The 12088-nt window shown below is 72.8% G+C and carries 12 protein-coding genes; 6 read left to right on the forward strand and 6 right to left on the reverse strand.

Annotated features, from left to right (window positions below; all coding sequences use genetic code 11):
- Positions 1-118 precede the first annotated feature (118 nt).
- Together ACFFIC_RS22350 and ACFFIC_RS22355 are read right to left on the reverse strand one after the other, a co-directional pair.
- Complete coding sequence (locus ACFFIC_RS22350; RefSeq protein WP_377054483.1) at positions 119-313, reverse strand: twin transmembrane helix small protein; 195 nt, start codon at positions 311-313, stop codon at positions 119-121.
- A 97-nt stretch (positions 314-410) separates the two neighbouring features.
- Positions 411-827 (reverse strand): hypothetical protein, encoded by a 417-nt coding sequence (locus ACFFIC_RS22355; RefSeq protein WP_377054485.1) that lies wholly within the window; start codon positions 825-827, stop codon positions 411-413.
- A 228-nt stretch (positions 828-1055) separates the two neighbouring features.
- Between ACFFIC_RS22355 and trxA the strand changes: the two genes are divergently transcribed.
- Genes trxA through ACFFIC_RS22370 form a run of 3 tightly spaced genes read left to right on the forward strand, consistent with a single transcriptional unit; the run spans position 1056 to position 3057 of the window.
- Positions 1056-1394 (forward strand): thioredoxin TrxA, encoded by a 339-nt coding sequence (trxA, locus tag ACFFIC_RS22360; protein ID WP_377054487.1) that lies wholly within the window; start codon positions 1056-1058, stop codon positions 1392-1394.
- A gap of 17 nt (positions 1395-1411) precedes the next feature.
- Positions 1412-2569, forward strand: a complete 1158-nt coding sequence (locus tag ACFFIC_RS22365) for a PQQ-dependent sugar dehydrogenase (RefSeq protein ID WP_377054489.1) — start codon at positions 1412-1414, stop codon at positions 2567-2569.
- Positions 2566-3057, forward strand: coding sequence for a glutathione peroxidase (locus ACFFIC_RS22370; RefSeq protein ID WP_377054491.1), 492 nt, complete (start codon positions 2566-2568; stop codon positions 3055-3057). The genes ACFFIC_RS22365 and ACFFIC_RS22370 overlap by 4 nt, the downstream gene beginning before the upstream one ends.
- 7 nt (positions 3058-3064) lie before the next feature.
- Here ACFFIC_RS22370 and ACFFIC_RS22375 read toward each other — a convergent pair whose 3' ends face one another.
- A complete protein-coding gene (locus ACFFIC_RS22375; protein WP_377054493.1) occupies positions 3065-3298 on the reverse strand; it encodes a DUF4170 domain-containing protein in 234 nt (77 codons plus the stop codon).
- A gap of 203 nt (positions 3299-3501) precedes the next feature.
- On the opposite strand from ACFFIC_RS22375, the gene ACFFIC_RS22380 reads away from it, so the two are divergent.
- Both ACFFIC_RS22380 and ACFFIC_RS22385 read left to right on the forward strand, forming a co-directional pair.
- Positions 3502-4824 carry a putative DNA modification/repair radical SAM protein gene (locus tag ACFFIC_RS22380; protein WP_377054495.1) on the forward strand — a complete coding sequence of 441 codons (1323 nt, stop codon included), beginning with the start codon at positions 3502-3504 and terminating at the stop codon, positions 4822-4824.
- Entirely contained in the window at positions 4817-6514 is a 1698-nt protein-coding gene (locus tag ACFFIC_RS22385; RefSeq protein ID WP_377054497.1) for a UdgX family uracil-DNA binding protein, read from the forward strand. The genes ACFFIC_RS22380 and ACFFIC_RS22385 overlap by 8 nt, the downstream gene beginning before the upstream one ends.
- 13 nt (positions 6515-6527) lie before the next feature.
- Here ACFFIC_RS22385 and ACFFIC_RS22390 read toward each other — a convergent pair whose 3' ends face one another.
- Positions 6528-8708 (reverse strand): heavy metal translocating P-type ATPase, encoded by a 2181-nt coding sequence (locus ACFFIC_RS22390; RefSeq protein WP_377054499.1) that lies wholly within the window; start codon positions 8706-8708, stop codon positions 6528-6530.
- 93 nt (positions 8709-8801) lie between these two features.
- On the opposite strand from ACFFIC_RS22390, the gene ACFFIC_RS22395 reads away from it, so the two are divergent.
- Positions 8802-9281: a MerR family transcriptional regulator gene (locus tag ACFFIC_RS22395; RefSeq protein ID WP_377054501.1), complete on the forward strand. Its 480-nt coding sequence runs from the start codon at positions 8802-8804 to the stop codon at positions 9279-9281.
- On the opposite strand, the gene ACFFIC_RS22400 is transcribed toward ACFFIC_RS22395, so the two are convergent.
- Complete coding sequence (locus ACFFIC_RS22400) at positions 9236-11026, reverse strand: glycoside hydrolase family 15 protein (protein WP_377054503.1); 1791 nt, start codon at positions 11024-11026, stop codon at positions 9236-9238. The genes ACFFIC_RS22395 and ACFFIC_RS22400 overlap by 46 nt on opposite strands.
- On the reverse strand, positions 11026-11853 hold the full coding sequence (locus tag ACFFIC_RS22405) for an SDR family oxidoreductase (RefSeq protein WP_377054505.1): 828 nt from the start codon (positions 11851-11853) through the stop codon (positions 11026-11028). The genes ACFFIC_RS22400 and ACFFIC_RS22405 overlap by 1 nt, the downstream gene beginning before the upstream one ends.
- Positions 11854-12088: the final 235 nt, after the last annotated feature.

Here is a 12088-nt window from a genome sequence, read left to right on the forward strand (position 1 = left end):
AAAGGCGCAAGCGGGCCTCGGGTGCCCGGAGTCCGCGCGGTCTATACGGCCCGGCCCCACCCGCCACAAGCCGGACCCCCGCGAGCGGGGCGCCGGCAGGCCGGAGAGGCCGCCCGCCTCAGCCCCGCATCAGGTAGAGCAGCAGGGCGAAGAGCGCGAGGGTGATCCCCTGCAGCGTCACGCGCCAGCGCATCAGCGCGTTGGCTTTGTGGCCGTCCTCGCTTCCCCGGGTCATGCCGACCATGCCGTAGAAGAGGGTGCCGAGGGTGCCGAGCATCCCGAGGCCGACGAGAATGGTGAGGAATGTGATCATGACCCGATGAATGTGGTCATGCCCGCCCCCGCGGCAACGTTCACGCCCCCGCGCGCGGGGCATGCCGGGCCCCGCCGCGGCGCGTGGGCATCCCCCTTCAACCCCCACGCCGCCTCCCCTTGGCCGGCACCTCCGGCACCGGGTCCGGCCCCGCCATCTTCCGCACCACCGTCAGCAGCGCCGCCTTGGTCGGGAAATCCAGGGAACGGTAGGCGCGCAGCAGGGCCTCCTCGTCCCCCGCCAGCAGCCCCAGGCTGCCCTGCTCCTCCTCCAGCACCTCCTGCGGCGGCATCACGTCCGGGTCCAGCCCCACCAGCCAGGACACGGAGGTGCCGAGCACCTCCGCCAGCCGCACCAGCCGCGCCCCCCGCGGCACCGGCGCCGTGCCTTCCCGCAGCCGGGGCAGCAGGTCCGGCGGGAGCCCGGCCCGGCGAAAGGCCTCCTCCGGGGAAAGGTCCAGGCGCTCCAGCCGGGACTCGATCAGTTCGACCATGGGCGGGGGTTCTTGGTCCATGACCGGGAAACGCCGGTGCGCGGCGCCGGTCGGCAAAGCGCCGGGCCGGACGAACCCAGAAAACGATCCCGGAAAACGATCCCGGAAAACGAACCCAGAAAACGAACCCAGAAAACGATCCCACGAAAATACGAGCGGGGGTCCCGCCCTCCGGCTTCTTGACCGCGCCCTCCCGCGCCCCGACCTTCGGGGGTGATCCCCAACGGGGCCCATTCGGGAAAACAAGCGATGAGCGAGAACACCAAGGCCGTCAGCGACGACAGCTTCAAAACCGACGTGCTGCAGGCCGAGGGCCCGGTGCTGGTCGATTTCTGGGCCGAGTGGTGCGGCCCCTGCCGCACCGTCGGCCCCCTCCTCGACGAGATCGGCCGCGACTACGCGGGCAAGCTGACGGTCGCCAAGGTCAACATCGACGAGAACCCGATGACGCCCAACGAGTACGCGGTGCGCGGCATCCCCACCATGATCCTGTTCAAGGACGGCAAGCCCGTGGACATGAAGGTCGGTGCCATGCCGCGCGGCCAGCTGCGCGACTGGGTGGACCAGGCGATCGGCGCCAAGGCCTGACGCCGGCGGAACCGGTGGTGCTCCGCGCCACGCGGCGCCTCGCCTGCCTGGCGGCGCTGGGGGCCGGGCTGGGCCTGGCCGCCTGCGCGTCCGCCCCGGTTTCCGCCCAGGAAACCGTGCGGAGCGAGCGCGGCGCCTTCCGCGTCAGCGAATTCGCCACCGGGCTCGACCGCCCCTGGGGCGCCGCCTTCCTGCCGGACGGCCGGATGCTGGTGACGGAGCGCCCCGGCCGCCTGCGCCTCGTCGCCCGGGACGGCAAGCTCTCGCCCGCCATCCCCGGCGTGCCGGAGGTGGTCGCCGCCGGCCAGGGCGGGCTGCTCGACGTGGCGCTCGCCCCCGACTTCGCCACCACCCGCCAGATTTACGTCTGCCTCGCCGGCGCGGCGGAGGGCGGCGTCCTCACCCGCCTCGCCACCGCCACCCTTTCCCCGGACATGTCGCGCCTGGAGGGCACCCGCACCCTGCTGGACGCGGCGCCCGCCCAGTCCTCCGGCCGCAACCACTACGGCTGCCGCATCGCCTTCGGCCGCGACGGCAAGCTCTTTCTCTCCACCGGGGAGCGCTTCACCAACAAGCCCCGCGCCCAGGACCTCGCAGACCTCGGCGGCAAGGTGCTGCGGCTGGAGCGCGACGGCCGCCCCGCCGGGGGCAATCCCTTCCTCAACCGTCCCGGCGCCCGGCCGGAAATCTTCACCTACGGCCATCGCAACCCGCAGGGCCTCGCGGTGAACCCCGCCACCCGCTCCCTCATCGAGATCGAGTTCGGCGCAAAGGGCGGCGACGAGGTGAACCTCCTCCGCGCCGGCGCGAACTACGGCTGGCCCCTGGTCTCCCACGGCACCGACTACGACGGCAGCCCCATCGGCACCGGCCGCGCCAGCGCGCCAGGCATCGAGGAACCGCTCCGCCACTGGACGCCCGCCATCAGCCCCTCCGGCGGCAATTTCTACGCCGGCGGCGCCTTCCCGGCCTGGCAGGGCAACCTGTTCCTGGCCGCCCTCAACCCGCCCGGCCTGATGCGGCTCACCATGGACGGGGACCGCGTGGTGGCGGAGGAGCGGATGCTCTGGGGCCGCACCCGCTTCCGCCAGGTGCTGCCCGGCCCCGACGGCCTGCTCTACATCCTGACCGACGAAACCCGCGGGCGCATCCTGCGGCTGGAGCCAGCCCCTTGAGCGACCCCGACCTCCTCGCCCTTTCCGCCCACCTCCCCGGCGGCGGCGCGGCACCGCTCGCCGATCACCGCGGAAAGGTCCTGCTGATCGTCAACACCGCCAGCCAGTGCGGCTTCACGCCTCAGTACGCGGGGCTGGAGGCCTTGCAGCGCCGCCACGGCCCGCGCGGCTTCTCGGTGCTGGCCTTCCCCTGCAACCAGTTCGGGCGGCAGGAACCGGGCGACGCGGCGGAGATCGCGACCTTCTGCACCACGAAGTACGACGTGACCTTCCCGGTCTTCGCCAAGGTCGAGGTGAACGGGGGCGGCGCCGATCCCATCTTCCGCCACCTCAAGCACGCCGCCCCCGGAGCGCTCGGCACCGAGGCCATCAAGTGGAACTTCACCAAGTTCCTGGTCGGCCGCGACGGCCGCGTGGCCGCGCGCTTCGCCCCGGCCACCGCGCCCGAGAAGCTTTCGGCCGAGATCGAGCGCCTGCTGGACGCCTGAGCCGGCCTCAGCCCGCCTTCACGCCACCCGGCCGCGGCACGGTGATCACGAAGAGCCGGTGATTGGCGATGTCGATGTTGCGGCGCGCCTTCTCGTTCCAGATCCGGTCGGCGGTGCGGCCGTCGTGATAGGGGCCGTAGGCCTCCTCCGTTCCGGGCTCCAGCGTCGAGAAGCTCGCGTCCGTGAAGACGCCGCCCCAGATGAAGTGAAGCTGCGCGGGGTTGGCGGGCGAATCGGACATGAAACCTCGGTTCGGCGGATGATGCGCCGCAGCACATAATCCCATGGCCACCATTTCCCAAGCGCGGGCGCGATGTGAATCCGGCGCCCCTGCCACGGCGGAGCCGCCGGGAGAGACCCGCCGCCAAGCCTTCCGTTCCATGTCCGTTCTTGCGGCGGCGGGATGCGGGGCCATATGCCCATGCCAGCCGGAAGACACCCACGATGGAGCTGCGCGAGAAGCTCGAGATCCTCGCCGACGCCGCGAAATACGACGCCTCCTGCGCCTCCTCCGGCACCGAGAAGCGCGACAGCCGCGACGGCGGCCTCGGCTCCACCGAGGGCATGGGCATCTGCCACGCCTATGCGCCGGACGGGCGCTGCATCTCGCTGCTCAAGGTGCTGCTGACCAACGCCTGCGTGTTCGACTGCGTCTACTGCATCAACCGCGCCTCCTCCAACGTCCGCCGCGCCCGCTTCTCCGTGCGCGAGATCGTGGAGCTGACGCTCGACTTCTACCGCCGCAACTACATCGAGGGCCTGTTCCTCTCCTCCGGCATCATCCGCTCCCCCGACTACACGATGGAGCAGCTCGTCCGCGTCGCCCGCGAGCTCCGCACCACCCACGGCTTCAAGGGCTACATCCACCTCAAGACCATCCCCGACGCCGACCCCGCCCTGCTGGCCGAGGCCGGCCTCTACGCCGACCGCCTTTCCATCAACGTGGAGCTGCCCGAGCCCACCAGCCTGAAGGCGCTCGCCCCGGAAAAGGACGCCGGCCAGATCCGCCGCGCCATGGCCGGCCTCCGCACCCGCATCGACGAGGCCAAGGAGGCCCGCCGGGAGGCCGCCACCACCCGCATCGCCATGGCCGGCGGCCGCCGCGCCGAGGCCCCGCGCTTCGCCCCCGCCGGCCAGTCCACCCAGATGATCGTCGGCGCCGACGCCTCCACGGACGCCACCATCCTCGACCTCAGCGCCAACCTTTACGGCTCCTACCGCCTCAAGCGCGTCTACTTCTCCGCCTATTCCCCCATCCCCGACGCCGCCGCGGCCCTCCCCCCCTCGGCCCCGCCCCTGGTGCGGGAGCACCGCCTCTACCAGGCCGACTGGCTGCTCCGCTTCTACGGCTTCACCGCGCCCGAGGTGATGGCCGGCGGCGAGGGCGGCATGCTGGACCTGGAGGTGGACCCCAAGCTCGCCTGGGCCCTCAAGCACCGCGCGGTGTTTCCCGTGGACATCAACCGCGCCGACCGCGAGATGCTGCTCCGCGTGCCCGGCCTCGGCGCCAAGACGGTGGACCGCATCATCGCCGCCCGCCGCGTCCGCGCCTTCCGCATGGCCGACCTCGCCCGCCTCCGCGTCAGCCTGCGCAAGGTCGCGCCCTTCGTCACGGCGCTGGACCACCACCCCCGCGCCGGCCTGCTCGACCGCGCCGACCTCCGCGCCCTCGTCCTCCCGCAGAACGGGCTGGCGGAGCGCAACGCCATCCTCCCCGCCGGCCTCATCGCCCGCCCGGTGCAGCTCCCCCTCTTCGGCCATGTTTAGCGTCCGCCTCGCCACCCCCGACGACTTCGACGGCTGGCGGGAAGCCTCCCGCGCCCTGGTCATGGCCAACATCGCGCCCGAGGAGGTGGACTGGCTGGTGGAGGGAGACCCCGTCCCCCTCTTCGGCGGCGGCGCCCCGCCCGCGCCCCCGCCCGATGCCCCGCCGCCCCGCGTCCCCCGCGACTTCCCGGACCTCGCGCGCCTGGTGTCCCGCCACCGCGACCCCGCCCGCTTCGCGCTGCTGCACGGCCTGCTGCACCGCCTCCAGCGCGAGCGCGGCCTGCTGGAGGACGCCGCCGACCCCGCCGTGGCCCGTGCCAACGCCATGGCCCGCTCCGTCCGGCGCGACGCCCACAAGATGCACGCCTTTGTCCGCTTCCGGGAGGTGAAGGTGGAGAACGGCGCGCCCGCCGCCCCCCTTCCGCCCCCGCCCGCCCCGGCGGTCCCGCACGATCCCGCGCGCGCCCGCGACGCCCGCACGGTGGCGCTGGCGCTGCGCGACCTCGGCCGCCTGGAGGAACCCGCGGAAGCCACCCCCGATCCAGCCCCCGCCGAACCACAGACCGAATCACCGGCCATCGCCCCCGCCCCGGACAGCCGCTTCGTCGCCTGGTTCGAGCCCGAGCACCACATCCTGCGCGCCGAGGCCGGCTTCTTCGCCCGCCGCTTCGCCGCCCTGCGCTGGTCCATCCTCACGCCCGGGCTGTCCGCCCACTGGGACGGGGAGGAGGTCGCCTTCGGCCCCGGCGCCCGCCGCGCCGACGCCCCCTCCGAGGACGCCGCCGAGGGCCTCTGGCGCACCTACTTCGCCTCGATCTTCAACCCCGCCCGCCTCAAGCCCGACGCCATGCGCGCCGAGATGCCCAGGAAGTACTGGCGCAACCTGCCGGAAGCGCAGGACATCCCCCGCCTGATGGCCGAGGCCCCGAAGCGCGTCGCCGAGATGGTCGCGCGCGGCGCCACCCCGCCCGCGGAACGCCGCCAGCGCAACGTCCACCTGCCCGCCCATCTCCGCGAGGCGCAGCCCGGCAGCGCCCCCGGCGTTGAAGCCCACATGCCCGCCGATCTGCTCTCCGAAACGCTCCCCTTCCCCGAGGCCCAGGCCGCCCTCCGCCGCGACCTGCTGGCGCGCAACGACCTGCCGCCCTGGGTGGCCAACGCCACCCAGCCCGTGATGGGCGAAGGCCCGCAGAACCCCCTGCTGATGTTCATCGGCGAGCAGCCCGGCGACGAGGAGGACCTGAAGGGCCAGCCCTTCGTCGGCCCCGCCGGCCGCCTCTGGAACAAGGCGCTGGAGGAGGCGGGCGTCGCGCGGGACGAGGCCTATGTCACCAATGCCGTGAAGCACTTCAAGTTCACGCCCACCGGCAAGCGCCGCCTGCACCAGTCGCCCGATGCCGGCGACATCACCTTCTACCGCCCCTTCCTCCTGCGCGAGATCGGCTTCGTGCAGCCCCGCCTGATCGTCACCCTCGGCGCCACCGCGCTCCGCGCCGTCTCGGGCCGCGCCATGCCCGTGACCAAGCTGCGCGGCTCCCTGCTGCGCGACCCCGAGGGCCGGCCCTTCTACCCCACCGTCCACCCCTCCTACCTGCTGCGCCTGCCCGACCCCGCCGCCAAGGCCCGCGAATACGACCGCTTCGTGGAGGACCTCGGCCAGGCGGCGGCCACCGCGCGGGGGCTGTCCTGACCACCGCCTGACGTCAGGCGGCCGCCCCGAAGCGGTACCGCAGCAGCCGCAGCGCGTTCAGCGTCACCAGCACCGTGGCCCCGGTATCGGCCAGCACGGCCGGCCAAAGGCCGGTGATGCCCGCCACGGTGGTCACCAGGAAAACCACCTTCAGGCCGAGCGCGATCGCCACGTTCTGGTGGATATTGGCCAGGGTGGCGCGCGAAAGCCCCACCAGCGCCGCGACATCCCCGACCCGGCTGTTCAGCAGCGCCGCATCGGCGGTCTCCAGGGCAACGTCGGTCCCCCCGCCCATGGCGATGCCCACCGAGGCGGCGGCGAGCGCGGGCGCGTCGTTGATGCCGTCGCCCACCATGGCCACGGCCCCCTCCGCCCGGAGCGCGCCGATCTCGCGCAGCTTGTCCCCTGGCAGCAGCCCCGCCTTCACCGACAGGCCGAGCGCCCCGGCGATGGCCGCCCCCGTGCGCGCGTTGTCGCCCGTCAGCATGACGGACCGGACGCCCATGGCGCCCAGCATCCGGATACCATCCCTCGCATCCGCCCGCGGCTCGTCCCGCACCGCGATCAGCCCGGACGGCACCCCGTCCACGGACACGACAACCACCGTCTTCCCCTGCTCCTCCCAGGCCGCCACCGCCCGCTCCGCCTCGCCCGGAAGCGGCGCTTCCCCGGCGGCGAAGGAGGGCGAGCCAACCGTCACGCGCCGGCCGGTCACCACCGCCTCCACGGCCTTGCCCGGGATGGCCCGCACGTCCCGGGCGGGGCGCAGCGGAATGCCGTCCGCCTCCGCCCGCTCCAGGATCGCCCGGCCGAGGGGATGGCTGGACCCGCTCTCCGCCGCGGCGGCCAGCCCGAGCATGGCGCGCCCCGAACCCGAGAGAGCCAGCACGTCCGTCACCCGCGGGCGCCCCTCCGTCAGCGTGCCGGTCTTGTCGAAGGCCACCGTGCGGATCCGCCCGATCGCCTCCAGCGCGCCGCCGCCCTTCACCAGCAGGCCGCGCCGGGTGCCGACCGCCAGGCCCGAGGCGATCGCCGCGGGCGTCGAGAGAACCAGCGCGCAAGGGCAGGCCACCAGCAGCAGCGCCAGTCCGCGATAGATCCAGGTGCCCCATTCCTCGCCCAGGAAAAGCGGCGGCGCCACCGCCACCAGGGCCGCCACGGCCACCGCGATCGGCGTGTAGATGGCGGAGAAGCGCTCGATGAAGCGGGCGGTCGGCGCCTTCGCCTCCTGGGCCTCCTCCACCAGGCGGATGATGCGGGCGATGGTGTTGTCGTGGGCGGGCTTCGTCACCCGGACCTGCAGCGCGCCGGAGGCGTTGATGCTGCCCGCGAAAACCGGGGCGCCCTCGCCCTTGGCCACCGGCACGGACTCGCCGGTCACCGGGCTCTCGTCCACCTCGGACTCCCCCTCGGCCACCGCGCCGTCCGCCGGAACGCGGTCCCCGGGCCGCACGAGGACGAGGTCCCCGACCGCGAGGCCCGCCGCGGGCACCTCCTGCGCCGTGCCATCCTCGATGCGAAGCGCCGTTTTCGGCACCAGCGCCCCGAGCGCCTCGATCCCCGACCGTGCCCGCCCGGCCGCGACACCCTCCAGCAGCTCGCCGACCGTGAACAGGAACACCACGGTCGCGGCCTCGGAGGTCGCGCCGATCAGGATCGCGCCCACCGTCGCGATCGACATCAGCATCTCGATGGAAAAGGGCGAGCCCGCCCGCGCCGCCGCCGCCGCCTTGCGGCCAAAGAAGCCGAGGCCGAGCAGGGCCGCGGGCAGATAGGCCCAGTGGTCCAGCGAGGGCACCGCGAGCGACAGGCCGAACCCGCCCGCCCCCAGGGCGCCGATGAGAAGCGCCAGCCGGGCCTTGGCGCCGCTCCACCAGGCCGGGCGCGCCCGGCCTGGCCCTTCCTCCGCGGCCGGCCCGGCCTCCCCGGCCTCCACCCGCGGCGCCTCCACCGGGACGACGCCGTAGCCCAGCCGGCGGATCTGCTCCTCCACGGCCGAGCGGGGCGTGGCCGCCTCGTCCAGCCGCAGGGCCAGGACCTGGGCCTGGTAGTTCACCCGGATGTCCCCGGTGCCCTCGAGGCGGCCCACCGCCGTCTCGATCGTCGCGGCACAGGACGGGCAGTCCATTCCCTCGACCCGGTAGCGCAGGGCCGAGGAAGTCCCCGCGCCCGCATCCGTCACGGCATCAGCCATCGCAGCCACCCCCATCCGGGACCTGCCCGGCTCACTTGGACCGGGCATCGTGGCTCCCTAGATGGACCCTGTAGCCGCTACAGGGTCAAGGGAATGGTCGCGGAGAATTCGCTGAACATCGGGGCCCTCGCGAGGGCGACCGGCACGAAGGTGGAGACGGTCCGCTGGTACGAGCGGGTCGGCCTGCTCGCCGCCCCCGCCCGCAGCGCCGGCAACTACCGCACCTATGGCCAGCCGCACCTCAACCGCCTGAGCTTCATCCGCCGCGCCCGGGACCTCGGCTTCTCCCTGGACCAGATCCGCACCCTGCTCGACCTCGCCGAGGACCGCGACCGCTCCTGCGAGGCCGTGGACGGCATCGCCCGCGAGCACCTGGATGAGGTGGACCGCAAGATCGCCGACCTCCAGGCCCTGCGCCGGGAGCTGGACGCCCTGGTCGGGCAGTGCCGCCACGGCAAGGTGTCGGAATGCGGCATCATCGAGGCCCTGGCCCCGCCCATCCCGCCGGGGGCCGGGCCCCCGCCCCCTCACACCGGCCCCGCCTCGGACGCCGAAAGGGCGCGGTCCAGGTAGTAGGCGGCGCTGATCAGGGCCAGGTGCGTGAAGGCCTGGGGGAAGTTGCCCAGGTGCTCCCCGGCCGGACCCAGCTCCTCCGCGTAAAGGCCGAGATGGTTGGCGTAGCCCAGCATCTTCTCGAACAGGAAGCGCGCGCTCTTCACGTCCCCCGCCCGCGCCAGGCACTCCACGTACCAGAAGGAGCACATGTTGAAGCTCCCCTCGATGCCGTCGAGCCCGTCCACGCTCTCGTCCTCGTAGCGGCGCACCAGGCTGTCCACCACGAGCCGCTCCCCCACCACGCGCAGGGTGGAGATCCAGCGCGGGTCGGTCGGGCTGATGAAGCGCATCAGCGGCATCAGAAGGCAGGCGGCGTCCATAGCCGCCCCGCCGCGCACCTGGGTGAAGGCCTGCAGCTCCGGGTTCCAGAAGTTCTCGTGGATGTCGCGGTGAATCGCGTCCCGCGCCTCCGCCCAGCGCAGCAGCGGCGCGGGCAGGGATCGCTTGCGCGCCAGCCGGATCGCCCGCTCCAGCGCCACCCAGCACATCAGCCGCGAATGCAGAAAGTGCTGGCGCCCGCCGCGCACCTCCCAGATGCCCTCATCCGGCTGCTCCCAGTTCTCCGCCAGCCAGTCCATGGAACGGGTGATGCCGAGCCAGGCGTCGTGCGAGATCTGCTCCCCGTACTTGTCGGACAGATAGGCCGCGTCCATCAGCTCCCCGTAGATGTCGAGCTGAAGCTGCCCGGCCGCCCCGTTGCCGATGCGCACGGGGCGCGAGTTCTCGTAGCCGGAAAGATGCGGCAGCTCCGTCTCGGTCAGCTGCCGGTGCCCATCCAGCCCGTACATCAGGTCCAGGTGCCCGTCATGGCCGGATTCCGCCCCCCGCGCGGCCAGCCAGCGCATGAAGGCATTGGCCTCCGCCGTGTGGCCGAGCCGCAGGAAGGCATAGACCGTGAAGGCCGCGTCCCGGATCCAGGTGTAGCGGTAGTCCCAGTTCCGCACGCCGCCGATCGTCTCGGGCAGGCCGAAGGTGGGGGCCGCGATGATGGAGCCGTACTTGGCCGAGGTCATCAGCTTCAGCACCAGGGCCGAGCGGTTCACCATGTCGCGCCACCGCCCGCGATAGGTCGAGCGCGCGCTCCAGCGCCGCCAATAGTCCGACGTCACCTTGAAGCAATCCGCCACCTCGCGCGGATCGGCGGGGCGGGCATTGCCCAGCGCCGCGTCCTCCAGCACGAAGGCGGCGGCCTGCCCGGCCTGCAGCTCGAACTCCGCCACGCCGTCCGCGCCCTCCACGCGCAGCGCCACCGTGGCCCGCAGCCGCAGCGCCATCCCGTCCGGCCCCTCGAAGACCAGGCTGCCCCCTTCCTCGCGCAGGGTGGGCATGGCCCGCGCATAGTCGAAGCGCGGGGCGCAGCGCATGCGGAAGCGCATGGCCTGCCGCACCGCCTTGGCCCGCCGCACCAGCCGCTGCGTGCCGCCGACCCGCATGAAGTCGGAAATCTCGGCCACGCCGTCATGGGACAGGAAGCGGGTCAGCAGCACGTTGGTGTCGGGCAGGTAGAGCTGGCGGTGCCGGGCCCCGTCCAGCAGGGGCATCAGCTCGAAGCGCCCGCCCCTCTCGTCATCCAGGATGGAGGCGAAAACGCTGGGGCTATCGAAGCGCGGCCAGCACAGGAAATCCACCGCCCCGTCCAGCCCCACCAGGGCCGCCGTGCGAAGATCGCCGACGATGCCGTGGTTCTCGATGGGCTCTCCCATCAACCGTTGCCGACGAAGCCGGGATAAAGCGCCATGCCCCCGTCCACGAACATCGTGGTGCCCGTGACGTAGTCCGCCTCGTCCGAGGCCAGCCAGGTGGCCGCCCGCGCCACGTCCTCCGGCTCCCCGATGCGGCCATAGGGGATCAGCCTCAGCAGCCTCTCCAGCGCCTCCGGCGTCCCCCAGGCCTCCTTGTTGATGGGGGTGCGGATCGCCCCGGGCGCGATCGCGTTCACCCGGATGCGCTCGGGCGCCACCTCCTGCGCCAGGGTCTGCATCATCATCCGCACGCCGCCCTTGGCCGCCGCGTAGTTCACGTGCCCGGCCCAGGGAATCAGCTCGTGCACCGAACTCATGCACACGATCGCCCCCCGCGCCCGCCCTTCCGGCTCGGGCGCCGCCCGGAAGGCCCGGATCGCCTCCCGGCAGCACAGGAACTGCCCGGTCAGGTTCAGCGAGATCACCGCGTTCCAGTCCGCGAGCGTCATCTCCCCCACCGGCGCGTCCTTCTGGATGCCGGAATTCGCCACCAGCACGTCCATCCCGCCGAACTCGGCCACCGTGCGGTCGATCAGCCCGGCGACCTCCTCCTCCTTCGACACGTCGGCGCCGAGCGCCACCGCCCGCCCCCCGACCGCCCGGATCTCCTCCACCAGCGCCTCCGCCGGCTCCCGGCTGGAATGGTAGTTCACCGCCACCGCCGCCCCCGCCGCGGCCAGGCCGCGCGCCACCGCGAAGCCGATACCGGATGAGGCGCCCGTCACCAGGGCGCGGCGCCCGGCCAGGAGGGAACGCACCGGGGGTGCCTCGGGGGTGCCTGTCGCCATGGGGATTTCGCCTTGCTGGCCGGGATGACCGTGCCGGGAACGCGGCGCCGCCACGCTGGTTGGATCCGGCGATGCAACTGGATGTTCCACACGCTTTCGAGTCGGCCACCGAACAGATGCCGAACGCACCGAAGGGGAAAACCCGCCGAATCAGGTCATTCACCCGAGTCGCGCGAACGAATCGCTGACGGGTGTTCCATGGCGCCGAACCACAAGCCCTGGGGGCAAGCCATCT

Origin of the sequence: Muricoccus vinaceus, from assembly GCF_042433125.1 — a bacterium.
Taxonomy (GTDB): domain Bacteria; phylum Pseudomonadota; class Alphaproteobacteria; order Acetobacterales; family Acetobacteraceae; genus Roseomonas; species Roseomonas vinacea.

What these genes read in the sequence shown, in the direction of transcription:
- ACFFIC_RS22355 (WP_377054485.1), bottom strand. Translation starts at nt 827, where the DNA reads ATGGACCAAGAACCCCCGCCCATGGTCGAACTGATCGAGTCCCGGCTG.
- ACFFIC_RS22385 (WP_377054497.1), top strand. Translation starts at nt 4,817, where the DNA reads ATGTTTAGCGTCCGCCTCGCCACCCCCGACGACTTCGACGGCTGGCGG.
- ACFFIC_RS22395 (WP_377054501.1), top strand. Translation starts at nt 8,802, where the DNA reads ATGGTCGCGGAGAATTCGCTGAACATCGGGGCCCTCGCGAGGGCGACC.
- ACFFIC_RS22375 (WP_377054493.1), bottom strand. Translation starts at nt 3,298, where the DNA reads ATGTCCGATTCGCCCGCCAACCCCGCGCAGCTTCACTTCATCTGGGGC.
- ACFFIC_RS22380 (WP_377054495.1), top strand. Translation starts at nt 3,502, where the DNA reads ATGGAGCTGCGCGAGAAGCTCGAGATCCTCGCCGACGCCGCGAAATAC.
- ACFFIC_RS22400 (WP_377054503.1), bottom strand. Translation starts at nt 11,026, where the DNA reads ATGGGAGAGCCCATCGAGAACCACGGCATCGTCGGCGATCTTCGCACG.
- ACFFIC_RS22350 (WP_377054483.1), bottom strand. Translation starts at nt 313, where the DNA reads ATGATCACATTCCTCACCATTCTCGTCGGCCTCGGGATGCTCGGCACC.
- ACFFIC_RS22405 (WP_377054505.1), bottom strand. Translation starts at nt 11,853, where the DNA reads ATGGCGACAGGCACCCCCGAGGCACCCCCGGTGCGTTCCCTCCTGGCC.
- trxA (WP_377054487.1), top strand. Translation starts at nt 1,056, where the DNA reads ATGAGCGAGAACACCAAGGCCGTCAGCGACGACAGCTTCAAAACCGAC.
- ACFFIC_RS22390 (WP_377054499.1), bottom strand. Translation starts at nt 8,708, where the DNA reads ATGGCTGATGCCGTGACGGATGCGGGCGCGGGGACTTCCTCGGCCCTG.